Raw genomic sequence first — 23,872 nt, 5'->3', positions numbered from 1 at the left:
ATCGTTCTTCCGCTCCAGCCTCTTCACACGGTGGAAGATCCGGTCGCCTAATGCGTTGTTTTGCCGCTGAAAATCAAAAAACAGCCAGGGCGGGTCAACGCACACTGACTGTTTTAACATTCCCCATTATTCATGAATTCAGGATGAAATCTCGTATGAAGTCCGGAAATCAGACGAAAATGCTCACAACGTTAAGCTTTCCCGTATTTCGAACGGTAAAACGCCTTGTTTTCCAGCGCCCGCACCGGCGTGGTCCATTCATCCGTCATGGACATCGTATCGATGGCGTCCTCGGCGGCCTGCAGCTTGGCATCCATCTGGTCGATGAGATGAAGGGCAAGCGCCTCCGGGATTTGCGGCTGCACCGGACTGCCCCACTCGGCCAAATTATGATGGGCCAGAATAATGTGCTGCAGCAGCACGATTTTCTCCGCGTTCAGGTCCATGCCGTGAAGCACCGCCGCCTCCGTGATCCAGCTGACCGCCAGCGGAATGTGGCCGATCAGCTTACCGGTGAAGCTGTACTCGCTGACGATGCCCAGCTCCGCCGTCAGTTCTTCCGTCTTAGCGATATCATGCAGAATAATGCCCGATACGAGCAGATCCCGATTCAAGAACGGCCGCTGCATGCACACGAACTCGGCCAGCTCCAGCATCCGCACCACATGGTAGGCCAGGCCGGCGTAGAAAGCATGGTGCATCCCTTTGGCAGCCGGATAATGCATGAGCTTATCCCCAACCTTGCCGTAGCAGTGCTCGATAATTTTTCGGAGCTCCGGATCCTGGACGCTTGCCGCCGCTGCCTTAATCGTATAGACCAGGTCTGCCGGCTGCACGGGAGCCGACCGTACGAAATCGGTGATGCTGTACCCGTCTTCATCCTTAGCCGGCCGGAGCTGCGTTACTTTAAATTGCAGCCGCTCCCGGTACAGCTGGACGATGCCCCGCACTTTGACGAGCATCGGCGCGAAGAACGTCTCCTTGTCCGTCGAGGAGGTATCCCACAGTTTCGCCGGGATTTCCCCGCTCGTATCCGATAAGATCATATCCAAATAATCCTTGGGCGGCGTGGCGTTCGTCTGTTTGACCTGCAGCGATTTCAGCAGATAGAAGCCCGTAATTTCCTGCCCTTCGGTAAACGATTGAATAAGTGTCATCTCTTTAAATCCTCCTAAAATAATTCACTGAAAAAACGGTTCAGGACAGTTTTCCTAGCTGTCCCTATCCATTACCCCAAACCGGAAAGATCCACCCGACCTATATCGGGTTCCCTTTCGCGCGCTTCCACTTTCGCGATTTATGCCTTAGAGGAATGCATGCAGCACGAAGTTCGCCACAAACAGCGCTGCAATGCCGTACAGCACAGGCGAAACTTCCCGGCCTCTGCCCTGGGCCAGCTTTACTCCCGGGTAAGCGATAAAGCCGAAAGCCATGCCGTCCACAATGCTGTACGTAAAAGGAATCATAACCATAATGAGAAACGCCGGAAACGCTTCGGTCAAATCCGCAAACTCCATCTCTTTGACGTTCTGGACCATCAGCCCGCCGATCACGATCAGGACGGGCGCGATGGCACTGTCCGGTATGTAGCTAAGAAGCGGGATGAAGAAAAAGGTCGCTCCGAACAGCAGGCCCGATACGAGCGCCGACAGCCCGGTTCTCCCCCCGGCGGCGATCCCCGCTGAGGTTTCCGCGGCCGCCACCACAGGACTGCTCCCGAATATTCCGGCGAAGATGTTCGATATCGACAGTGCCCTCAGGCTGCCTTTAAAATGTTCCGGCCTGCCGATCATCTGGGTTTGGGCCGCAATGAGGCCGATATTTTCAAAGACCACGATCAGAAGCAGCAGAAAGACCGCGATCCAGAACACCAGACTGCCGATCCCCGCCGCCGACAGATGGCCGAACAGTTCCCCGTACTGGCGGAAGGTATGTCCGGATTCGAGCTGTACCGGCTTGACGGCACCGAGCAGATAAGCCAGACCCGTTCCTACCAGAATGCTGATGAGCAGTCCTCCCTGCACGCCCCGGATAAACAAAATCAGGGCAAGCAGCAGTGTAAAGCAGGACACGATGACGGCCGGGTCGCTGAAATGCCCGATGGTGACAAACGTCGTCTGATGGGCGATGACGATTTGGCTTTTCTGCAGTCCGATAAACGTCAGAAACAGCCCGATCCCTACCGTGATGCCGTGCTTCAGGTTGTGGGGGATGGCCTCGCTCACGATCCGGTACAGGGACGTAAAGGATACAATCGAGAATAACACGCCCGTGACCGCTACGACCATCAGCGCTTCCTGCCAGGACAGCTTCATGGAATGCACCAGGGTATACGTGAAGAAGGCGTTGATACCCATGCCCGGAACGACCACGATCGGCGATTTGCCGCCAAAAGCCATCAGGAGGCAGCCCACAACGGACGTCAGCAGCGTTCCCACCATGGCGGCCTTCAGCGGCATCCCTGCATCGTGCAAAATATTCGCGTTAACCATCACAATATATACGACGGAAAAATAAGAAACAGCACCCGCAATCCATTCTTTCTTCCAGCTGTCCCCCGGCAGCAGCCCAAGGCTGCGGTGCCAAAAACTAGATTTCAACAATAGTCCTCCTGTTCGCGAACGGTGTCCAGCCTATGTTATTTATACCATATTTGTAAAATAAAAAGCGCGAGCGCCGTTATACGGCCTCGCGCGCCATCACTTGCTTCAGTTATGCCCGTTATTTCCCGAGCGTCTTCCCCTTGGGCTTCAGGATGTTCGCTATACCTGAATCCCTGCTTTGGCCAGCAGGTCCTTCACGGCAACGCTCACCATGATGAGGCCCACGACAGGAGGTACGTAGGCGTTGCTGGCCGGCGGCTGCTTTGCCTTGCGGATCTCCGGCGCATTCTCCGGTACGATTTTTTCCGTAACGTCCACGCGCGGCTTGATCGGCTCTTCGGTCGAGAACACGACCTTGACGCCTTTTTTGATGCCGTCTTTGCGCAGCTTCGTCCGGATGACCCGGGCAATCGGATCCATCGTCGTCTTGGAAATATCCGCAACCTGGAATTTGGTCGGGTCCATTTTATTGGCCGCACCCATGCTGGAAATGATCGGGATTTTGCGGTTCAGGCACTCTTTGATGAGATGGATTTTGTAGGACACGGTATCCGATGCGTCCAGCACGTAATCCAGCTCATACTTAAACAGCTCCTGATAGGTTTCTTCGGTATAAAACATGTTCAATGCGATCGCATCAATGTCCGGATTGATCAATTTGACTCGCTCTACCATCAGATCCGCCTTCTTCCGGCCGATGGTCGTCGTCAGTGCGTGGATCTGGCGGTTGATATTGGTAATGTCAACCACGTCTTTATCGATTAAAATAATGCGGCCGACCCCGGTGCGGGCCAGGGCTTCCACCGCAATGGACCCCACCCCGCCGATGCCGAGGACCGCCACCGTGCTGTTTTTCATGACTTCCAGGCCTTCCGGCCCGATGGCCAGCTCCGTACGTGAAAATTGATTAAGCATATCGTCAGGTGGCCTCCCTTACCTTAAGAATGAACTTTTTTTTCTTCCCCCGGCTTTTTCACGAGCTTGATGTGAAGCTGTTCAAGCTGCCCTTGGTCGACCGGCGACGGTGCATCCATGAGCAGATCGGTCGCACTGGCCGTTTTCGGGAAGGCGATCGTTTCGCGCAGGTTGCTGCGTCCGGAGAGCAGCATCACGAGCCGGTCCAGACCAAACGCGATGCCGCCGTGAGGAGGCGTGCCGTATTCAAAGGCATCCAGCAGGTGGCCGAATTTGTCTTTGGCATCCTCAGGCGACAAGCCGAGGGCCGCGAACATTTTCTCCTGCATGTCGCGCTTGTAGATCCGCATGGAACCGCCGCCGACTTCGTAACCGTTCAGCACGATGTCATAAGCCTGGGCCAGAATGCTGCCCGGATCGGTTTCAAACAGATGCTGGTCTTCGTCGCGTGGACGGGTGAACGGATGGTGCAGAGCAACATAACGTTTCTCTTCTTCATCCCACTCGAGCAGCGGGAAGTCGACCACCCAGGCAAATTTGAACTCATTTTCGTTGATCAGGCCGAGCTGTTTGCCGATTTTCAGGCGAAGCGCGCCAAGCACGTCGGCTACCACTTTTTTATTGTCAGCGGAGAAGAGCAGCAAGTCGCCTTCTTCGGCTCCGGTGCGCTCTCTCAGCGCTTCGATCTCTTCAGGCGTAAAGAACTTCACGATCGGCCCTTTGAATTCGCCTTCCTTGACTTGAATCCAGGCCAAACCTTTGGCGCCGTAACGGGCCGCGAACGGACCCAGATCGTCGATTTCCTTGCGGCTCCATGTGCCACAGCCTTTGGCGTTCAGCACTTTGACCTCTCCGCCTTTTTCAACGACGGAAGCAAACACTTTGACGCCGCTGGAAGCTACCAGATCGCTGACTTGGATCAATTCCAGCCCAAACCGGAGGTCCGGCTTGTCAGAGCCGTATTTGTCCATCGCTTCGGCATAAGTCAGGCGCTGGAAAGGCAAAGGAATGTCTACGTTAACCGTTTCTTTGAACAGGCGGGCCATCAGCTGCTCCATCATGCCCAGAAGCTCGTCCTGGTTCATAAAGGATGTTTCGATGTCCACCTGCGTGAACTCCGGCTGACGGTCAGCGCGCAGGTCTTCGTCCCGGAAGCAGCGGGCGATTTGGAAATAACGCTCGATGCCGCCTACCATCAGCAGCTGCTTATACTGTTGAGGGGATTGCGGCAGAGCGAAGAACTCTCCCTCATGCACCCGGCTCGGTACAAGATAGTCGCGTGCGCCTTCCGGGGAGCTTTTCGTCAGGATCGGCGTCTCGACTTCGATGAAGCCTTCGCCGTCCAGGAAGTCACGGAATATTTTCGATGCTTTGGAGCGGAGCAGCAGCGTTTTTTGCATTTCCGGACGGCGCAGGTCCAGGTAACGGTATTTGAGGCGAAGCGACTCGTCAACTTCCACGCCGTCTTCGATGAAGAACGGAGGCGTTTTGGCGCTGTTCAGCACTTCGATTTCGGTAATCTGCACTTCGATTTGGCCGGTCGGCAGGTTCGGGTTGACCGTTTCCGCATCGCGCTGCACAACTTTACCTGTGACGGACAGCACGTATTCGCTGCGCACTCGGTCGGCGATGGCCAGGGCTTCGCCGGAGTATGCCGGGTTGAATACGATTTGCACGATGCCGCTGCGGTCGCGCAGGTCGATAAACAAGACGCCCCCAAGGTCACGGCGGGTCTGCACCCAGCCGTTTAATGTTACCGTTTCTCCAATGTTCGCGGTGGTCAGGCTACCGCATTGATGGGTCCTATGCATGTTTTGTCATTCCCCTTTAAATTGGTATATTTATTCAGCCTTATCGGCGGATTTACGTAATGCCAAATGCAGTTCGCTGAGCTTCACCGTCTGCTGCTCGCCGGTTTCCATTGACTTCAGGGCGATTTCCCCGCGCGACAGCTCGTCGTCCCCGAGAATCGCGGTATAACGCGCCTTCAGGCGGTCAGCGGACTTCATCTGCGCTTTCATCTTGCGACCCAGGTAGTCACGCTCTGCGGCAAAGCCTTCCTTGCGCAGCAGGTACAGCTGCTTGGTGATTTCGCGGTCGGCCGCTTCGCCGAGGGCCACCAGGTACACGTCCAGCGGCTTCACCGCTTGGAGGTCGATCTCCTGCTTGTCGAGGATCAGCAGGATCCGCTCCAGGCCGATGCCGAAGCCGATGCCCGGCTGGTCCGGCCCGCCGATCTCGCCGACGAGGCCGTTATAGCGCCCGCCGCCGCCGATCGTATCGATCGCGCCGATACCCTGCGCCTTGTATTCGAAGGCGGTGTGGGTGTAATAGTCCAAGCCGCGCACCAGCCGGTGGTTGACTTTGAAGTCGACCTCCATCGCTGTGAGGTACGCTTTCACCTGCTCGAAGTGCGTGGTGCACTCCTCGTCCAGGCTGTCCAGGATCGACGGCGCGTCGGTGAATTTGTCCTGGTCGATCTTGCAGTCCAGCACCCGCATCGGGTTGCGCTCCATCCGCGATTGGCAGTCCTTGCACAGCGTGTCTTTCATCGGCGTCAGAAACTCGAGCAGCTTCTCGCGGTATGCCGCCCGGCTGGCGGGATTGCCCACGGAGTTGATCTCCACAGTCACGCCCTGCAGGCCAAGGTCTTTGCAGAACTGGTATCCGAGCGAGACGACTTCCGCATCGATGGCCGGATCCAATGCCCCAAACGCCTCGATCCCAAACTGATGGAACTGGCGGTAACGTCCCGCCTGAGGACGCTCGTAGCGGAACATCGGGCCGATATAGTAAAGCTTGGTGACATCGGGTTCACCGTACAGCTTGTTTTCGACGTAGGAGCGAACCACGCCGGCAGTGCCTTCCGGGCGCAGCGTCATGCTGCGGTCGCCCTTGTCCCTGAACGTGTACATCTCTTTTTCGACGATATCCGTCGTTTCGCCGACGCCGCGCTCAAACAGTTCGGTCTGCTCGAACAACGGCGTGCGGATTTCGCGGTAATTGAACCGCCGGCACAAATCTCTGGCTTTTTCTTCGACAAACTGCCATTTCTCCACCGTGCCCGGCAGCAAATCTTGCGTGCCCGTCGGTTTTTGGTAAGCCATAGCAACCCCTCTTTTCATAGATCATTTGTAGCTAACAAAAAAATCCCTCACCCCTGCGCTTGAACAAGCCAACAGGGACGAGAGATCGTTATTCATTGATTCCCGTGGTACCACCCACATTCCGGATACTTCTATATGTATCCGCTCCAAACGATTAACGCCCGTTCAGCGCAGCACGTCTACTCATGAGCCCGAACAGCGCACTTCCTGCGCCGCAAGCCACTTTCGCCGCCTGTTCTCGGGGAAGTCATTCATCCGGTCATCCATAGAATCCTCTCAGCCTAAGGGATTCCTCTCTGCATGGTGGGGCACGGACTACTTGGTCCCGTCATCAAATCGATTTTCGATTATTTTTAGATTGTAATGAACCGCTGCACTAAAGTCAAGAGCCTCTGTCACAAATTGGATGCAGCTGTCAGTTTACAGACATTTCTGCAAAGAAAAAACCTACAATCAACATTGTAGGTTCAATAAGGTAATATATTAAAAAAGGGGGTCATGCTGTTATTATAAACAGCTAATATTAAGGAAATATGAATCTAATATTACAGTTATATTACATAAAAGAAAGCGCTTTATTCAGCGCTTTCTTTGGAGCTGTTATATGAGGAATTTAGTCGAAAATTTCCACATATCCGCCGCTTGCCCGCAGTATATTGACAACGTCCTGATAAGTATCGTCAGGTACTTTAGCGGCCAGGACGTATTCCAGGTTCCGGTAATCTTCATCATTCGGAGATACGTCAACCGCTCCGGAGAGCAGATCGTCGCCCTCATCCGCACGGCGTGCGCGTTCCACCTCGGACAGCTCGTCCGGATCCCGGTCGTCCACCACGGGAATGCCTGCGGCCGGATAAGCGGTAGGCACGCCTACCGCACCTGACGTTCCTGCGGCATTAACACTGCCGCTTAAATTGACAGGAGCGATCGGGAGCAGGATGCGGCGGTCGCTATCGATCCCGTCTCCAAGCCGGCTAACCTCCAGGTGCTCCGTTTGGAAGCCAATCAGCTTCGTTTTTGCGCTTTCCGCGTCATCCTCGGATTTGAAGTACGCTTGAATTTGCTTCGTCATGATACATTACCTCCATCTCTATTTAAAATCATGAATCACAAAACGAAAGCTTCCAAGGCACTCCCGGAGCCTTACAGCACGTTCAGCAGTTCCCGGACAAAGGCCGGTTCGTCTTTGGGAGTCCGTGAAGTGATGAAGTTGCCGTCCAGGACGACCTCCTCATCCTGGAATTCGGCGCCGGCGTTCACCATGTCATCCTGCAGCGGCGGGTACGAGGTGATCGTTCGGCCTTTCAGCAGACCGGCGCTAATTAAAATTTGCGGGCCGTGGCAAATCGCGGCGATCGGCTTACCGGCGCTGTTGACCTCTTTCACGAATTTCAGCACATCCTCGTTCAGCCGCAGGTTCTCCGGAGAAGAGCCTCCGGGAATGACGACGGCGTCGTAATCGGCCGCCTTCGCGTCCGCGATGGCTTTGTCCGCCGTATAGGAGGCTTCGCCGTTTTTGCCGGTCAGCTTCTCACCCTGCTGGAGGCCGATAATATCCGTGTCATGGCCCGCTTTGTTGACTTCATCATATGGGACTTTCATTTCCGAATCTTCAAATGCGTTCGCTAGCAAAAATGCAACCTTGCTCATGGAATATCGTTCTCCTTTCATGGATAATGGTCCACGCCTTGTTATTACCCGAAACGCGCACGTTTATAACATGAGTCATGGATCCATTCGCAAGGAAAAAAAGGAGAAAGGGCGGAATTTTCGGTTTGCGAGCCCGACAAGTCTAATTGGAGGTTGATTTTCGTGATAAACTTGGGACGGATCATCTCAAATTATTGCAAAGAGGCACTTTTCTACAGCAAAAAACCCTCTTTCGCAACAAAAGAGGGTTCTGCTTGGTACTATTTACTTGCCGCAATCTTTAGCCAACTACCGGATGATCTGCTGACGGCCGATTCCCTTCGTGTACAAGGTCCATAAGGGAAAAGGAATTTCCCGTACGGCCTGCATCGTCTTGGCGGCTTCGTGCAGCGAGGCGACCGGCGCAAGCGGCAGCGACTGCAGTGTCTGGGTCTGAGCGGATTGGCGCATATCGGATGAACTCCTTATGTGTATAAATGGCTTATGCTCATCCCTATTTTGCCCGAAATTTACCGTTTCTATGCCCCTTTGCTGTCGATAATCAGCGTGACGGGCCCCCAGTTGGTAAAGGTGACGTCCATCATCGCCCCGAACCGGCCGGTGGCGACCTCCAGCCCTTTGTTTCTGAGCTCGCGGTTGAAGGATTCGTACAAACCTTCCGCTGCATCCGGCTTGGCCGCAGCCATGAAGTTCGGACGTTTGCCTTTTCGGCAATCGCCGTACAGGGTGAACTGCGACACGGACAGTATGCCCCCGCCTACTTCCATGACGCTGTAGTTCATTTTCCCTTCGTCATCTTCAAAAATGCGCAGTCCGGCAACCTTATCAGCCAGGTATTTCGCGTCTTTCTCCGTGTCATCATGGGTCACGCCGACGAGTACCATCAGTCCCTGGCCGATCGCCCCCGTGACCTCCCCATCTACCGTAACCTGCGCTTCCTTACAGCGCTGTACAACCACTTTCATGCGGTCTCTCTACACTCCTTCGCTGGTTCCGCTCTCCCGGACATCCAAGTTTTCAATGAATGCTCCGGTGTGCAGCGTGCATTCCACGGGCTATCTACTGAATGATCCGGTGTACGGTGTACACATCCTTCACGCGTTTGATCCGTTCCACAACCGACTGAAGATGATCGGTGTTGCGGATCAGGATCGTCATGTGGATGAGCGCCATTTTGTTTTTGTCCGAGCGCCCGGTCACCGCGGAAATGTTCGTTTTGCTCTCCGATACCGCCTGAAGCACCTCGTTCAGGAGCCCGTTCCGGTCATGTCCCGTAATTTCGATATCGACACTGTAATTCGCCTCGATCTCGGTTTCCCACTCGACTTCGATCACGCGTGCGGCTTCTTCACCTTCGCCAGACGCCGGAATGTTCGGACAGTCCGCGCGGTGCACCGATACGCCGCGGCCGCGGGTGACGTACCCGACGATATCGTCGCCGGGCACCGGATTGCAGCAGCGGGCGAACCGCACGAGCAGGTTGTCGATTCCTTTGACCCGGACCCCGTTGGTTGGGCGTGATCTCTTCTCGGCCGGCTTGATTTCCTTCTTCTCGGTCGTGAGCTCAAGCAGGCTGGCTTCTTCCTGCTCCTTGCGAAGCCGCTCCGTCAGACGGGTACAAATCTGCGGTGCGGTAATACCGCCAAAGCCGACACCCGACAGCATGTCTTCGATATCGTTGAACGAAAACTTCTTCGCCACTTCCAGCAGCTTCTCGTCGGTCATCCATTCAGAAATGTCTAAGCCGCGGCCTTTCAGCTCGCGCTCGACCATTTCACGGCCCTTCTCTACGTTCTCTTCCCGTTTTTCCTTCTTGAACCACTGCTTGATCTTGCTCCGCGCATGCGAGGATTGGGCGATCTTCAGCCAGTCGCCGCTCGGTCCGTACGAATGCTTGGACGTCAAAATCTCAACGATATCCCCGGTTTTGAGGCGGTGGTCCAGCGGTACGATCCGCCCGTTCACCTTGGCGCCGATGGTCCGGTTCCCGACCTCGGTATGAATCCGGTAGGCAAAATCCAGCGGCACCGAGCCGGAAGGCAGCTCGATAACCTCGCCTTTCGGCGTAAACACGAAAACAAGATCCGAGAAAAAGTCCATTTTGAGCGATTCCACAAATTCCGAAGCGTCCTTGGCTTCATGCTGCAGCTCCAGAATCTCGCGGAAAAAGGTCATTTTATTCTCAAAATTGCCGCCGACGGCGGTTGTGCCTTCCTTATAGGCCCAGTGCGCCGCGATCCCGTACTCGGCGGTCCGGTGCATTTCCCAGGTCCGGATCTGAACCTCGGTCGGCTCGCCGTTAGGCCCGACTACGGTCGTATGCAGCGACTGGTACATGTTCGCCTTCGGCATGGCGATATAATCCTTGAACCGGCCTGGCATCGGCTTCCAAAGCGTATGGATAATTCCCAGGGTGGCATAACAGTCCTTAATGTTATCCACAATAATACGGATCGCGAGCAAATCGTAGATTTCGTTGAACTGCTTGTTTTTGGTCGTCATTTTGTTAAAGACGCTGTATATATGCTTCGGCCGTCCCGACAAATCGCCCTCAATACCCATTTCCTCGAGCTTTTCGCGGATACGGACGATGACGTTTTCGACGAATTGCTCGCGCTCGGCCCGCTTCTTGTGGATCAGGTTGGCGATGCGGTAATACTGCTGCGGGTTAAGGTAACGGAGGGACAAATCCTCCATTTCGCTCTTGATCGCTGAAATACCTAGACGGTCGGCAATCGGACAAAAGATTTCGAGCGTCTCATAAGCGATGCGCCGCTGACTCTCCTCAGACTGGTACTTCAATGTCCGCATGTTGTGCAGGCGGTCGGCCAGCTTGATGACGATGACACGAATATCCTGCGCCATGGCGATAAACATTTTACGGTAATTCTCGTTCTGCTGTTCTTCTTTGGAACGGAACTGGATTCGCTCCAGCTTGGTCAGTCCATCGACAAGCATGGCACAGGTGGCGCCAAATCGGGTACGGATATCCTCGAGCGATACGGTCGTGTCCTCGACCACGTCATGAAGAAGCGCGGCGACGATGGACGTCGTATCCATCATCAGGTTCACGACAATATCTGCAACCGCAAGCGGATGCAGGATATAAGGCTCGCCTGATTTGCGCACCTGGCCGTGATGGGCCTGTTCCGCAAACTCATAGGCTTCCCTGATGCGGTCCAAATCCGGCTCTTTTATATAGGCTCCAGCCTTTTCAAGTAATCGCTCTATGCCCATTCTAGTCGTTTCCGTTTCCCTTCTATATAAAATAGAACCCGCGTGATAATCCATCTTTGCAGGTTCTGTCATGTAATGATTTTATATAATTATGACGCTTGAACGGCGTTACGTCAACATTTCCTGCCAGGAACAGGAAGCCTGGGAACAACAAACAAGTTTTTTGGCCAAATTGCGCCCCGAAAGTGAAAAAAAAGATTGAAAAATGTCATAAATCCAGATAAATTAGATTGAATGTATTTATTGGTATGGACGAAATCACATATGGGAGTGAACGAATTGCAACGCGAAATTCAAGTGAATGAGAAGCTTCCGTTTGGACCGGGGCTTCTGCTCAGCCTGCAGCACCTCTTCGCCATGTTCGGAAGCACGGTGCTCGTGCCGAATCTGTTCGGCGTCGATCCGGGCATGATCCTGCTGATGAACGGGATCGGCACCCTGCTGTACATCCTGATCTGCCGGGCCAAGATTCCGGCGTATCTGGGCTCCAGCTTTGCTTTCATTTCTCCGGTGCTGGCCGTGCTCGGCAACAATCCGAAGGAAAATTATCCGCTGGCCCTGGGCGCCTTCATCATTACGGGCATCATCTTCGTCATCGTGGGCCTGATCGTCCAGTTCGCGGGCACGGGCTGGATCGACGTCGTGTTCCCGCCGGCCGCCATGGGCGCGATCGTCGCCACGATCGGACTGGAGCTGGTGCCGACCGCGGCAGGTATGGCCGGACTGCTTCCGACGGCAGACGCAGCTTCCGGTGCGATGACCTATAACATGAACAGCATTATCTTATCCATGACGACGCTCGGCGTAACCGTCATCGGCGCGGTCCTGTTCCGCGGGTTCCCGAAAATCATCCACATTCTGATCGGCATCGTCGTCGGATACGTCCTGTCCTTCTTCATGCCGGGCATGGTCAATAAGGATGCGATCGCCGGCGCCCACTTCTTCACGGTGCCGACGGTCACTACACCAAGCTGGGACTGGGCCGCCATCGCGACCATTATCCCGGTATCCCTGGTCGTCATCGTTGAGCATATCGGCCACCTGCTAGTCACGAGCAACATTGTGGGCAAAGATTTGTCGAAGGACCCGGGGCTGAACCGCTCGCTGCTGGGCAACGGCATTTCGACCATCCTCTCCGGCTTTGTCGGCTCCACGCCGAATACGACGTACGGGGAAAATATCGGCGTCATGGCGCTGACCAAAGTGTATTCGGTCTTCGTCATCGGCGGCGCGGCCGTCATCGCGATCCTGCTGTCCTTCTCGGGCACGGTCTCCTCGGTCATCTCGAACATTCCGACGCCGGTCATGGGCGGCGTATCCCTGCTGCTGTTCGGCGTCATTGCCGCTTCGGGCCTGCGGATCTTCGTCGAGCAGAAGGTCGATTTCTCCAAGCCGACCAACATGATCCTGGCGACGCTGGTTCTGGTCGTCGGCATCAGCGGCGTGCAGCTCAACCTTGGCCCCGTTCAATTGAAAGGCATGGCGCTCGCCACGATCGTGGGCATCGTGCTCAGCCTGTTCTTCAAGCTGATCGAGGTCACCGGGCTGTCCAACGAACCTGGCGGCAAGGAACAGGACCTGGTGGAGAAAATTCCGGATTAAGTGAGTAGGGTTCGGATAGCATAGGGAATAGGAATGTGTCACAGGGAATCGGAACAACAATAGAACCGCCAAAACATAAGCAATGTAAGAAAGCCGGACAAGCATCCGAAAGATGCCGTCCGGCTTTTTCGTATATTCATGGCGTCAATCAGGGCACCTACATTTCCAATGTCCCTTCCGGCCAGTGAAGCTGAACCCCATACCGCTCCAGCATCGCCTGGTAATCGCATAAATGCGTTGCCGAGGCCCTTACTTCACGCGGGGGAATGCCGTGCATCACCGCATAAGCGGCCAACAGGCCCGCGGATTCGCCGATATTCCATTCCGTCGGATGGAGCCGGTAGCAGCCATTGGCGATCTGCGTCATGCCGATATTTTTGCATGCCGGAAGCAGGTTGGTCATCCGTACCGGAATCAGCGAACCGAGAGGGATTTCATAAGGATAGTTCGGAATGAAGAAAGCCCGCTGGTTCACCGTCGTCGGGTGCAGATCCAAATAATAGCTTCCGACGCCAACGCTGTCTTCATACCGCTTGATTCCCTTCTCGCCGCGAAGCTCCTGACTGACATCATGCTCGGTGATCGTGTACTGCGCGCGGATCCGCCGCGACTCCCGGATATAAGGGGACTTTGCCAAACCGTCTTCCGTGCCCAGTACGTCGCCGCGAAGCCGAATGCCCGGATACCCGTATCCCCCGTCAAGCCGGGGAGCCTCGGTCTGCAGCCAATACACAAGCGACAGTGTAAGCTCGCGGGCCGCCTCCAGATGACGGTTGCGCTCCTGCTCCGAAACGCCGATCACGGGCCCCAGATAATAATCGTTCATCGGCCAGTTAAGCAGCGTCACCTCGCCGTCGCTCAGCGGCACCCGCCACAGGGAGGGGTCCACGATCCGGCGGTAATCCCACAGCGACATGATCCCCTGATCGTTCGGAAACATCGTAAACCGCCGCAATTTGGACGTATCCTCGGCTTCGTTCGAGTACCAGCTTAAGATCGGATAAGTGGAAAATGAGGGCTTGTAGTCATGCCAGAAATCGTAACTATCCGGTTTTGGGATCGTAAAATTGCCGCCGGGAATGTATTCCACCGCCGCGACATGGGTGATGGACTGCATATCGAGCGGATCGGCCTGCTCCAATGCATGCGGCTCGTTCGTTTCGCTGCGCGCCTCGGCTCCGCTCACATATTCCGCCCCCGCCAGGGGAAGGAGCTCCCCGGTTTCGGTCGCGTCCAGGAAATACGCGCCGCTTAGCTTATACCGGGTTCCTTGGTCCGCATTCTCCACCGTCACCGACATCACCTGGTCGCCTGCCGTCTCGCTGTGAACGGGACGCGTGTTGAGCAGCACCTGGATCCGGCGAGTATTCACAAAAGGCGCCAGCATATCCTCCAGCACCTGCAGCGCAACCTTCGGCTCATGCGCCACCCTGCTGACCCAGGCGTTCCCCGGATTGAGCTCCGGGTCATGTAGCGCCTGTTCGTTAAGCGGGTAATTGCGTTTGTAATAATCCCTGACCCGGTTTCTGAACTCCCGGTAGGATGCCGTGCAGCCGAAGCTTTCGATCCAGCGGTGCTCATCAGGCGGAACCGCCTGCGAAGTCAGCTGTCCGCCCAGCCAATCGGTCTCCTCTGTCACAATCACCTTCATCCCGGCTTTGGCCGCCGCCAGGGCGGCCGACGTTCCGCCGAGTCCTCCGCCGATGATAATCACATCAGCCACCAGCTCTTGTATCACCGTATCCGCGCTCCTTTCCATATTCGGCTGCCATATTCCATGGACCATGACGCCCGTCCTACTCATGCTCTCAGCGACTGGGCCGCCTTCCGGGCCGCGTTGGAGAAGCGCCGCGTGATCTGCTGCGGCCTTGAAATGGCCCCGCCCACCACGACGGCGTGCGCGCCGAGCTTGAGTGCCTCCTCGACCTGGTAAGGCTCGTGGATCCGGCCTTCGGCAATGAGCGGAATGCCCAGCCGGGCCGCCGCTTCTTCAACCAGCTTCAGGTCGGGACCTTCGAGCTGCGGCGAATAATCCGTATATCCCGACAGCGTCGTCGACACGCAGCTGACGCCGAGGGAAGCGGCATGAACGGCTTCATCCAGCGTCGAAACATCCGCCATGCTGGCAACACCCGCCTGATTCATCTGCCGGATCAAATCCTCCAGCCGGGCCCCTCCGGGCCGCTTGCGTCCCGTGGCGTCAAAAGCGATCATGTCCGCACCGGCTTCAAGCAGCTCATCTACCTCTTTGAGCGTAGGCGTAATGTAAACGTCCGATCCCGCGTACTCCCGCTTGATAATCCCGATCACGGGGATTGAAACCGTAGCCTTGATCGCCCGGACGTCGTCCGCCCCGTTGGCCCGGATCGCCGATGCCCCGCCTTCTTCGGCCGCCTTGGCCATGCGGGCCATAATGTGCGCACCGTGCAGCGGCTCATCCGGCAGCGCCTGGCAGGATGCGATCAGGCAGTATCGCAGTGATTGCAGTATTGGCTCCAGTATGTCCACCCTCTCTCATCTTTTTTGTGACTTATGATGGCCACTATTATCTATATATCGGCGGCTTCACATGAAAGCGCGCTTGTAGTCCAACTTCGAAGGTACGGTTCCAGGGCATGAAGCAATCCGTGATCTCCACAACCCCTTGATCGCTGTTTATGCGCTGATCCAGCATAGCTCCAAGACGTTCCTTGACCAGCCTGGACACTTCGCCGCGCTGGCCGTCCAGCTCGAATACGCTGAGCCCCAGTTGCTCAACCAGACCCGCGTTCAGCTCCATCCGGACGCCCGCGCAGTAGCAGACATCCTCGGCATACCGCAGCGCCAGAAAGTCAAGATGCTCCTGCGTCCTGCCATAACGCAGGTACAGCATGGACTGAGCGATGACTGTACCGAGCGAATTGGAGCTCGTATTCCACCCGGCATACCCTGCCAGATTAAACAGCATCCCTTTTTGCCGCAGCAGCTTCACCAGCTTCAAATCGCCGCCGTTCGCGTACCCGACGTCGGCGACCGCCGCCGGCTTGCCCTGAACCCGCATCGCGTAATCCCCATATTCCACCAGCTCGATAATGTTCCGGTTGATGTCGTAACCGAAGATCGGGTGCTCCTGGGACGCGGCTTCGACCATCGTTTCTCCCGGCGTATTCACGAGCAGCGCCAAATCCGACTCACTGCAGCCGGATCCGATTAACCCGCCCGCCGCCATGATTTGATACTTCAGCGTCTCATAGAAGAACCGGTCCTCGTACAGCGGTGTGACGAAGCTGCCCTGAACCGCCGCAAGGCGCGGATAAATGAGTGGCGTACTCCCCTTGATTTCGTTGACCATCCGAGCCAGCAGAGTGCATCCGACCTCATCGGCGCCGGGATACATGTAAGCCCGCAGCTCCACATCGAGCTCGGAGATCAGCGCCCGGACCTTCTGCTGGTCCTTGGCCGTATAACCGTATGGCGCCGAGTCGTCTTGAGGGAAAATCATAAAATCAATGCCGCCGTCTGCAATCACATCCAGCACACGGCCGATCGCCCCGATGTTCACCGCCCGGCGGTCCAAGTAATCCTGCAGCACATCGGCGGGCAGCCGGACATCGATCTCGGCCAGTTCCATGTTTTCTTCCGCAGTGGCTAGCCCCAGCTCCTGCCGGTGGCTGATAAAGCCTTTACGGAAGATTTCCCTGCCCCAGTCGCCGTAGTAATCCGGCTCCTCGTCGGCGATCGAATACTGCGGACAGCGCATGATCAGCTGAAAGGCGAAGAGCCGCAAGTTTGGATTCCGCGCCTTCAGCCGCCGCAGCCGTTCCACCCGATTCGCAAGCTCTCCTGGCTTCAGATAATGCAGCCGCGACGGGATGATGCCGCCATACAGCAGTGTGTCTATGGCAATGATGGCCCCGTCGGCGTCAGCTGCCTCCTGCTCCAGCCAGGCCCACAACCTCTCGGTATCGCCCGGGCGCTTTTTGAGACCCATCATGTCCATCGGCGGCCGGACCATCTCAAACTCGGTTCCCTGCGCCAGCATATACGGGAATTCATAGTTGCAGGGACGTTCGTCCAGAGGGACGAACACCAGTTTGTGACTCTTCTCCATGTCTGCATGCTTCCTTTCCTGGCGTAAATTAGCCGTACCTTACCCTTTGATCGCGCCGGCCATGCCTTCCATGTAGTAACGCTGGGTAAACAGGAACACGACAATAATCGGCAGCACCGAGATCATCGTTCCCGCCGCGATCCATCCGAAATTGTAGGAGAATTGGCCGTTCAGGAACGTCAGCGCCGCGGCGAGCGGATACTTCTGCGGATCGTCCAGCACGACGATCGGCCACAGGAAATTGTTCCAGAACGCCATCATCTCCAGCAGCGAAATGACCGCAATCGCCGGCTTCACCAAGGGCAGAATCAGCTGGCACCAGATCCGGAATTCGGAAGCACCGTCCATTTTTCCCGAGTCACGCACGTCCGAAGGAATTCCGAGAAACGTCTGGCGCATCAAAAAGATGTTGAATACCGACACGGCGGAAGGCAGTACGACGCCCAGAAAGGACCCGGTTAAATGCAGGGACTGAATCGTCAGGTAATGCACGATCATCGCCGTAGAAGACGGGATAATCATTGTAGCCACCAGCAGGGTAAATACGAGATCCCTGCCTTTGAAGCGAAAGGTCGCCAGCGGATACGCGGTCAGGCTGGAGAGAACGACGTTGGTCACAACCCCGAGCACCGTAATCACGACCGTATTATAGATATACTTCGGAAAGTTCATGAACTGCCAAACCTTCACGTAATTGTCGAAGTCAATGAACGTCGGCAGGATAGCCGGCGGGTTGGCGAACACGTTTTTGCCCGGCATCAAAGACACGCTGAGCAGCCAGAGAAACGGTCCCATCATAAACAGAGCCAGAGCGACTAACAAAATGTAGACGATCGTCAGCCGGATCCCTGTTTTCACTTGCTTCATCCCACGATTCGCTATCATCAGTATGGATTGACACCGCCTTTCCGGTTAAATCGGAACACAAGCACGCTGAATACGGCGATAATGACGCTGACGATGAGCCCCAGCGCCGAGGCGTACCCGAAGTTGAACTGTTCCAGACCTTTTTGGAAAATATAGACGCTCGATGTCAGCGTTGACGTACCCGGTCCGCCTTTGGTCAAAATATAGATTTCGTCAAAGACGCGGATCGCCCCCATGAGGGAGATCAGGGTACAGAATAAAATGTGAGGTCTCAGCAGCGGAATCGTAATGTTCAGGATCAGGCGCAGCCTGCTGGCTCCGTCCACCCGCGCCGCTTCATACAGATCCGAAGGAATGCCTTGGAGCCCGGCCAGGTACAGCATCATGTAATAGCCTAAGCCCTTCCACATCGTAATGAACATGAGCACGAACAGTGCCGTACTGCTGGTGGCGAGCCAGGAAACCTGGTCGCTGATGATTCCCACCTTGATCAGAAGAAAATTGACAACCCCGTTGTTGCTCAGAAGCCAGCTCCAGATCAGCGCCACGGCGACCATGGAGGTCACGACCGGAATATAATAAGCGGTCCGGAAGAACTTCACGCCCGGAATTTTCCCGTTGACCAGAATCGCCATCAGGATGGACAAAATCTGGATGATCGGCACGACGATCACGTACAGCAGCGAATTCCACAGCGAAATGAGGAAGTTGTGGTCTTTAAATGCGTTCACAAAGTTATCGACGCCGACATAATGCGTTTCGGAAATAACCGAGTAGTCCGTAAAGGACAGCGGGATACCGTAAATAATAGGCCAAAATACGAATACAGCGACAACCAGAAGTCCCGGGGCCATAAAAGCCCATGCCGTGAATGACTCCGACCGCATCCATTTGTACACTCTGTGATCACCACCTAACTAGAATGTACGGGGGAACCCAGTCCCCCCGCACGTCTTCCGTCAACCGGCCCAATTATTTCTTGAGCACCCCGTTGACTTCCTGTTCCATTGCATCCACCGTTGACTTGACATCGGCCCCGTTCAAGAAAATTTTCTGCAGGCCGCGGGCGATGGCGGAGTTGATATCCCCGGCGTTCGGCACGCCGACCATATAATCGACCGCCTTATCCAAGCTGTTGGCTGAAGCGATCTTGGCTTCCGCTTCCAGCGACTTGTCGGTTTCCGTAAAGAACGGATCCTTGATCGATTCCTTGGTGGACGGGAGCGTGTTGGCCGCTTTGGAGAACGATGTCTGATTTTCGGCATTCGTCACGAAGACGGCAAACTCGACCGCTTCCTTCTGATGTTTCGATTTGGCCGGAACGACCAGGTCCATAGAGTTGGACAGGCGAACATCGGCTTTTCCGGTCGGCAGCGGGACGGCAATCGTGTTCTTATACACGTCCGGAGCCGAAGTCTTCAGGAAGTTGATAAAGGTCGGACCGGCCAGTTCGAAGGCCACCTGCTCTCCGGAGTAGTATTGGATCTGCTTCGTAAACGGAACGTCTTCTTTCATGATGACACCGTCGGCGATGTTTTTCTGAATCGTTTCGATCATGCTGGTCATCTCAGGTGTGTTAAAGGCTGCGGCCGTTTTGTCATCATTCAGAATCGGAATGTCGTTTACCGGAAGCAGCTTCGAGGCGAACTGCTGGGAATATCCGAGTTTACCGGTTTTCGCCTTCACTTGGCGCGCCCAATCGGCCAGCTCCTCCATCGTTTTCGGCGGATTGGCCGGATCCAGGCCGGCTTCCTTCACGATTTTCGTGTTCATAAAGAGCACCTCGGTGCCTGTGTACCAAGGAAGGGCATAAGCCTTGCCGTCGATGACGGTGGAGTTGAAGATACCGTCAAAATAAGCTCCCTTCTCTTCATCCGTCAGGAATCCGTTCAGATCGAGCACGGCCCCTTTAGAGCCCATCTGGCTGGCAAATTCGGTGTTCAGGTTCACGACGTCCGGGCTGTTGCCGCTGGCGATGCTGGTCAGCAGCTTGTTGGTCACCGCGTCATAAGGATAGTCCTTCCAATCGATCGTGACGCCCGGATGACTGCTCTGGTAATCGGCAATAAGCTTATTAAAGTAGTCCGTGAATGTAGGCTGCAGCGCGATGGTCCAAAACTCCAGCTTGACCGGATCGCTGCTCTTCGTCTCGGTGGACGGCTGCGGTTCGGAAGATTGCGATTGCGGAGCATCCGCCTTATTCCCTCCCCCACAAGCGCTGAGTACGACCGACAACAGCATGACGGACAGCAAAGTCAGAACAAAACCTCTACTTCTACCTCTTCCCTGTTTCTTCATCAACAATGGCCTCCCCTTTGATCATAAAAGATGATTCCAAGCATATGTTTCCTGCTTTAGGCAGATTATAGCAAACCACATAAAAATAAAAAAGATATTTTTCATAACTATTAAAAAAAGTGGAGTTATTTTCCCAAATGGGTTGACCAAGCTCCGTTCCTATGCAGTCACTCTTCAAAAAAAGGCTCAATATATTGCTTTTGCATTGGCGAGCTCTGTTCATCGCCCCACAGCGAATCGGCGTTCTGCCTGACGAGCCGAAACCAGCCTTCATGCGAGCGGCGTATTTCCTACCCGTTATCGTTAGCAAATACACCTTTGTACGAAGTTCGCAGAAGCACCGATATTCCATCACAACAACAAAAAGAGAGCCGCCTGAAAGTCATTTCGACTTCAGACAGCTCTTCATTTATTTCCCGGGAAACGAACTTCCGGCGTTTAATCTTCGTAGGACATGAGGGAGAATACTTCCACACCCGGCAATTTACCGCGTCCGTTCAGGGCCACCAGCTCAATCATGAACGCTGCCCCAACCACGTTGCCGCCCAGTTGGTTAACCAGATTGACGGAAGAGGAAATGGTACCGCCCGTGGCCAGCAGATCGTCAGCGATCAGAACGTTCTGGCCTTTCTTGATCGCATCGGTGTGCATGGCGAGCTTATCCTTGCCATATTCGAGATCATAACCGACTTCAATCGTTTCGTAAGGCAGTTTGCCGCTCTTGCGGATCGGCGCAAATCCAACGCCCAGCGCATAAGCAAGCGGCGCCCCGACGACGAAGCCCCGGGCTTCCGGACCCGCAATGACATCGATTTTCAGGTGAGACACCATAGCCTTGATGTCATCGATGGCCTTTTTGTAAATTTCCCCGTTTTGAAGCAGGGTCGTAATATCTTTAAAACTGATTCCAGCCATCGGGAAGTCCGGAATCACCCGGATATAATCTTTGTAATTCAACATAATCTCTCCTTCTAGAGTTTTACGAAGTAAAACTGACTTTCGTAAGCGTTGCTTGAGGTTACGGTATTATACGGACCCTCGTAGGCATTCATTTCGACCGATCCTCCCCGGTCACGAAGCCCCCCGCATGCGGGAAATGAACCAGCTCGTGACCTGCGGCGTGCTGGCATACAGCAGATGCTGTTCCATTTCCGCTAAGTTCCCTAGCGCAAGGAAATGGCGGGATGAAGCCAAATCACGCTTGGGCGGTTTAGGTATAAAACGGATAAGGCCTTCCTGCCTGTCTATAAAAGACAGCTCCTCGAACACATCCATCATCTTTGACACCATGCGGATGCTGCACGACGCCTGCTGACTGAGCCTCGATAAGGCAGCTTCCTCCCTGACGGGTTCGGCTGCGATTTTCGACAACAATATATACAGCTTCTTGAACTGATCCCTGTCCGGCACAGCGAGTCTCTCTCTCTTATGTACCTGATGAAGCAGAAATACGTTAGACAGTCTCGGAAAAGAAAACAGAACCGCATCCAGCTGCTCCGGCGTCTCCGGCGCGTTCAGCATGAACAGCGTCGTCACGTCGTCCTGGCCGGACCGCTCCTCGTTCGGATGATACGCCAAAATTCCAGCATTCTTATCATATACCCAAAGGGTGGATTCATTCAAACGGATTTTTGCCGGATCCAGAAACTCCCGTTCCATGACCGCCGCCACCTGCGTCGGCCCCAGTCTGAAATGCGATCCGATCAGCTGGCTGACCCGGTCGATCTCCTGCCAAGGATCCTTGGATCCGCGTAAGTCGAACACCTGCGGCTGCGTAAGCTTCAGATCTTGCAGCATCAGCTGTGGTCTGCGCGAACCGTTCCACTCATTGACGCTCATTTCGCCGAGCAGATCAAGCTCCGCGCCTTCCGTCAGCACTTCGGCCAGCTCGCCTTTGCCGAACGCGACCGCTTCCAGGCGGACGCCGTCCTGCTGAACGACCAGCTTGAGATGCTTGCTGCCACGTCCCATCTTCCGGGTCTCGAGCAGCCTGCAGCCCCTGAAAATAAACTTGGGCACAGGATTGTCCATACCGAAGGGCGACAGCATTTCCATCTCATCGATAACCGGCAAGGGAACGTCCGGCAGCCGCCACTCTCCGTCCGATGCCGCGACAGGAATAAAATCGGATTCGGTCAGAACCCCGGCGGCATATTCGTTCAGTGCCTGCTCGAAGGCGTCCAGCTGATCTCTGTGCAGGCTCATGCCCGCAGCGGACGGATGGCCGCCGTAATGGTCCATCAGCGATTTGCAGGAGGTCAGCGCCTCATAGATGTCCAGCCCCGGTATGGAGCGGGCTGACCCCTTGCACATACCGGTATCCGGATCGATACCCAATATAATGACCGGGCGATAATACCGTTCCAAAATTTTGGAAGCGACAATGCCGACGACGCCCACGTTCCAGCCTTCTCCTGCCAGCACGATCACATCGGGCACCCGGTTCCCATCGGTCTTAGCCAAAAGCTGGCTGGTCGCCTCCTTGACAATATCGTCGACCACCTGCTGCCGCTCCTTGTTGAGCTCATCCAGCCCATGGGACAATCTTAATGCCTCATCCTCATTTTCCGTCGTCAGCAGGGCTACGGCCGATCCTGCATGATCCAGCCTACCGCTGGCATTAATGCGCGGAGCCATGCCGAAGGCGACATTGATCGATGTGACATTCCGCATCGTAATGCCCCCGACTTCCATCAGCGCGCGGATTCCCGGAAACGATGAGCTGCGCATCTGCTGCAAGCCGCGGCTGACCAGGATGCGGTTCTCACCGCTGAGCGGCATTAAGTCCGCAATGGTACCGATGGCCACGATTTCCGTCCATTCCACCGGCGGCTCGCCAAGCATGGCCTGAGTCAGCTTGTAGGCTACCCCGACCCCGGCCAAGCCTTTAAACGGATACGGGCAGTTCGGCTGCTTCGGATTGATGAGCGCATAGGCGTCTGGAAGCACTTCCGGCGGCTCGTGGTGGTCGGTGACGATCACATCCATCCCGAGCGAGTTGGCATACGCGATCTGATCAACGGCGCTGATGCCGGTATCGACCGTAATGATCAGGCTGACCCCCTGCTGATGTGCCCAATCCAGGGCATGGTTGTGAAGTCCGTACCCTTCATTGGATCGATGCGGAATATAGATGTCGTAGGATGCTCCAAGATAGCGCATGAAATGGATCATGAGCGAAGTGCTGGACACGCCGTCAGCGTCATAATCCCCGTAAATCAATATATGTTCTCCGGTCTCGACCGCTTTTTGAATCCGCGGAACGGCCTCTTTCATGCCAAGCAGCAGGAACGGATCATGCAAAGCCTCCAGGCTTCCGCTTAAAAACAAGGCGGCGTCTTCCGCATTGTTAATTCCTCTGGCCGCCAGAAGCGAGCCTACCAGAGGAGAAACCGACAGCTCCTGTGCCAGCCGGCCCGCCTTCTCCGGATCCGCTCCGGTAATCCGCCATTCATATTTCGAATCAAACAATCGTCTTCACCTTTCTTTCCCCGCCCCGTCTT

General features: G+C 55.3%; 19 protein-coding genes. 1 reads left to right on the top strand and 18 read right to left on the bottom strand.

The genetic code is table 11. The features are described 5' to 3' along the window. Positions 1–191: 191 nt before the first annotated feature. The 10 genes from FHS19_RS08670 to FHS19_RS08625 all read right to left on the bottom strand — a co-directional run bounded on the left by FHS19_RS08670 (position 192) and on the right by FHS19_RS08625 (position 11,512). Positions 192–1,157 carry a 3'-5' exoribonuclease YhaM family protein gene (locus FHS19_RS08670; RefSeq protein WP_183581536.1) on the bottom strand — a complete coding sequence of 322 codons (966 nt, stop codon included), beginning with the start codon at positions 1,155–1,157 and terminating at the stop codon, positions 192–194. Between the two features lie 147 nt (positions 1,158–1,304). Then, positions 1,305–2,600, bottom strand: a complete 1,296-nt coding sequence (locus FHS19_RS08665; protein WP_183581535.1) for an NCS2 family permease — start codon at positions 2,598–2,600, stop codon at positions 1,305–1,307. Between the two features lie 162 nt (positions 2,601–2,762). Next, the gene (locus FHS19_RS08660; protein ID WP_183581534.1) at positions 2,763–3,518 is read right to left on the bottom strand and encodes a tRNA threonylcarbamoyladenosine dehydratase; all 756 of its coding nucleotides are present in this window, start codon (positions 3,516–3,518) and stop codon (positions 2,763–2,765) included. A 23-nt stretch (positions 3,519–3,541) separates the two neighbouring features. Further along, on the bottom strand, positions 3,542–5,329 hold the full coding sequence (aspS, locus tag FHS19_RS08655) for an aspartate--tRNA ligase (protein ID WP_183581533.1): 1,788 nt from the start codon (positions 5,327–5,329) through the stop codon (positions 3,542–3,544). A gap of 30 nt (positions 5,330–5,359) precedes the next feature. Then, positions 5,360–6,625: a histidine--tRNA ligase gene (hisS, locus tag FHS19_RS08650; protein WP_183581532.1), complete on the bottom strand. Its 1,266-nt coding sequence runs from the start codon at positions 6,623–6,625 to the stop codon at positions 5,360–5,362. A 613-nt stretch (positions 6,626–7,238) separates the two neighbouring features. After that, the gene (locus tag FHS19_RS08645) at positions 7,239–7,697 is read right to left on the bottom strand and encodes a hypothetical protein (protein WP_183581531.1); all 459 of its coding nucleotides are present in this window, start codon (positions 7,695–7,697) and stop codon (positions 7,239–7,241) included. Positions 7,698–7,768: 71 nt separating this feature from the next. Beyond that, positions 7,769–8,275 (bottom strand): type 1 glutamine amidotransferase domain-containing protein, encoded by a 507-nt coding sequence (locus tag FHS19_RS08640; RefSeq protein WP_183581530.1) that lies wholly within the window; start codon positions 8,273–8,275, stop codon positions 7,769–7,771. A gap of 288 nt (positions 8,276–8,563) precedes the next feature. Continuing rightward, positions 8,564–8,725, bottom strand: a complete 162-nt coding sequence (locus FHS19_RS08635; RefSeq protein ID WP_183581529.1) for a hypothetical protein — start codon at positions 8,723–8,725, stop codon at positions 8,564–8,566. A gap of 68 nt (positions 8,726–8,793) precedes the next feature. Next, positions 8,794–9,240, bottom strand: coding sequence for a D-aminoacyl-tRNA deacylase (dtd, locus tag FHS19_RS08630; protein ID WP_183581528.1), 447 nt, complete (start codon positions 9,238–9,240; stop codon positions 8,794–8,796). A gap of 94 nt (positions 9,241–9,334) precedes the next feature. Then, positions 9,335–11,512: a RelA/SpoT family protein gene (locus FHS19_RS08625; RefSeq protein WP_183581527.1), complete on the bottom strand. Its 2,178-nt coding sequence runs from the start codon at positions 11,510–11,512 to the stop codon at positions 9,335–9,337. 279 nt (positions 11,513–11,791) lie between these two features. Between FHS19_RS08625 and uraA the strand changes: the two genes are divergently transcribed. Further along, a complete protein-coding gene (gene uraA / locus FHS19_RS08620; RefSeq protein WP_183581526.1) occupies positions 11,792–13,114 on the top strand; it encodes a uracil permease in 1,323 nt (440 codons plus the stop codon). Between the two features lie 157 nt (positions 13,115–13,271). Here uraA and FHS19_RS08615 read toward each other — a convergent pair whose 3' ends face one another. The 8 genes from FHS19_RS08615 to recJ all read right to left on the bottom strand — a co-directional run bounded on the left by FHS19_RS08615 (position 13,272) and on the right by recJ (position 23,840). Then, the gene (locus tag FHS19_RS08615; protein WP_312887173.1) at positions 13,272–14,852 is read right to left on the bottom strand and encodes an FAD-dependent oxidoreductase; all 1,581 of its coding nucleotides are present in this window, start codon (positions 14,850–14,852) and stop codon (positions 13,272–13,274) included. 62 nt (positions 14,853–14,914) lie between these two features. Next, positions 14,915–15,616, bottom strand: coding sequence for an N-acetylmannosamine-6-phosphate 2-epimerase (locus tag FHS19_RS08610; protein ID WP_376771892.1), 702 nt, complete (start codon positions 15,614–15,616; stop codon positions 14,915–14,917). A gap of 43 nt (positions 15,617–15,659) precedes the next feature. After that, a complete protein-coding gene (locus FHS19_RS08605) occupies positions 15,660–17,204 on the bottom strand; it encodes a DUF4127 family protein (protein ID WP_183581525.1) in 1,545 nt (514 codons plus the stop codon). A 39-nt stretch (positions 17,205–17,243) separates the two neighbouring features. Next, positions 17,244–18,002, bottom strand: coding sequence for a carbohydrate ABC transporter permease (locus tag FHS19_RS08600; RefSeq protein WP_376771891.1), 759 nt, complete (start codon positions 18,000–18,002; stop codon positions 17,244–17,246). Between the two features lie 86 nt (positions 18,003–18,088). Beyond that, on the bottom strand, positions 18,089–18,970 hold the full coding sequence (locus FHS19_RS08595; RefSeq protein ID WP_183581523.1) for a carbohydrate ABC transporter permease: 882 nt from the start codon (positions 18,968–18,970) through the stop codon (positions 18,089–18,091). 73 nt (positions 18,971–19,043) lie between these two features. After that, positions 19,044–20,369 carry an ABC transporter substrate-binding protein gene (locus tag FHS19_RS08590; protein WP_183581522.1) on the bottom strand — a complete coding sequence of 442 codons (1,326 nt, stop codon included), beginning with the start codon at positions 20,367–20,369 and terminating at the stop codon, positions 19,044–19,046. A gap of 438 nt (positions 20,370–20,807) precedes the next feature. Continuing rightward, positions 20,808–21,326, bottom strand: coding sequence for an adenine phosphoribosyltransferase (locus tag FHS19_RS08585; protein ID WP_183582854.1), 519 nt, complete (start codon positions 21,324–21,326; stop codon positions 20,808–20,810). 114 nt (positions 21,327–21,440) lie between these two features. Next, a complete protein-coding gene (gene recJ, locus FHS19_RS08580) occupies positions 21,441–23,840 on the bottom strand; it encodes a single-stranded-DNA-specific exonuclease RecJ (RefSeq protein ID WP_183581521.1) in 2,400 nt (799 codons plus the stop codon). Positions 23,841–23,872 lie beyond the last annotated feature (32 nt).

It is taken from the genome of Paenibacillus rhizosphaerae, assembly GCF_014192015.1.
Classification (GTDB): domain Bacteria; phylum Bacillota; class Bacilli; order Paenibacillales; family Paenibacillaceae; genus Paenibacillus_AQ; species Paenibacillus_AQ rhizosphaerae.
The sequence above is the reverse complement of the archived record's forward strand: the minus strand, read 5'-3'. Positions and strand labels throughout refer to the sequence as shown.

Excerpts from the sequence above, each read along its gene's own strand:
- FHS19_RS08670 (WP_183581536.1), bottom strand. The coding sequence starts at position 1,157 with ATGACACTTATTCAATCGTTTACCGAAGGGCAGGAAATTACGGGCTTC.
- FHS19_RS08660 (WP_183581534.1), bottom strand. The coding sequence starts at position 3,518 with ATGCTTAATCAATTTTCACGTACGGAGCTGGCCATCGGGCCGGAAGGC.
- aspS (WP_183581533.1), bottom strand. The coding sequence starts at position 5,329 with ATGCATAGGACCCATCAATGCGGTAGCCTGACCACCGCGAACATTGGA.
- hisS (WP_183581532.1), bottom strand. The coding sequence starts at position 6,625 with ATGGCTTACCAAAAACCGACGGGCACGCAAGATTTGCTGCCGGGCACG.
- FHS19_RS08645 (WP_183581531.1), bottom strand. The coding sequence starts at position 7,697 with ATGACGAAGCAAATTCAAGCGTACTTCAAATCCGAGGATGACGCGGAA.
- FHS19_RS08640 (WP_183581530.1), bottom strand. The coding sequence starts at position 8,275 with ATGAGCAAGGTTGCATTTTTGCTAGCGAACGCATTTGAAGATTCGGAA.
- FHS19_RS08635 (WP_183581529.1), bottom strand. The coding sequence starts at position 8,725 with ATGCGCCAATCCGCTCAGACCCAGACACTGCAGTCGCTGCCGCTTGCG.
- dtd (WP_183581528.1), bottom strand. The coding sequence starts at position 9,240 with ATGAAAGTGGTTGTACAGCGCTGTAAGGAAGCGCAGGTTACGGTAGAT.
- FHS19_RS08625 (WP_183581527.1), bottom strand. The coding sequence starts at position 11,512 with ATGGGCATAGAGCGATTACTTGAAAAGGCTGGAGCCTATATAAAAGAG.
- FHS19_RS08605 (WP_183581525.1), bottom strand. The coding sequence starts at position 17,204 with ATGGAGAAGAGTCACAAACTGGTGTTCGTCCCTCTGGACGAACGTCCC.
- FHS19_RS08600 (WP_376771891.1), bottom strand. The coding sequence starts at position 18,002 with ATGATGGGACCGTTTCTCTGGCTGCTCAGCGTGTCTTTGATGCCGGGC.
- FHS19_RS08590 (WP_183581522.1), bottom strand. The coding sequence starts at position 20,369 with ATGAAGAAACAGGGAAGAGGTAGAAGTAGAGGTTTTGTTCTGACTTTG.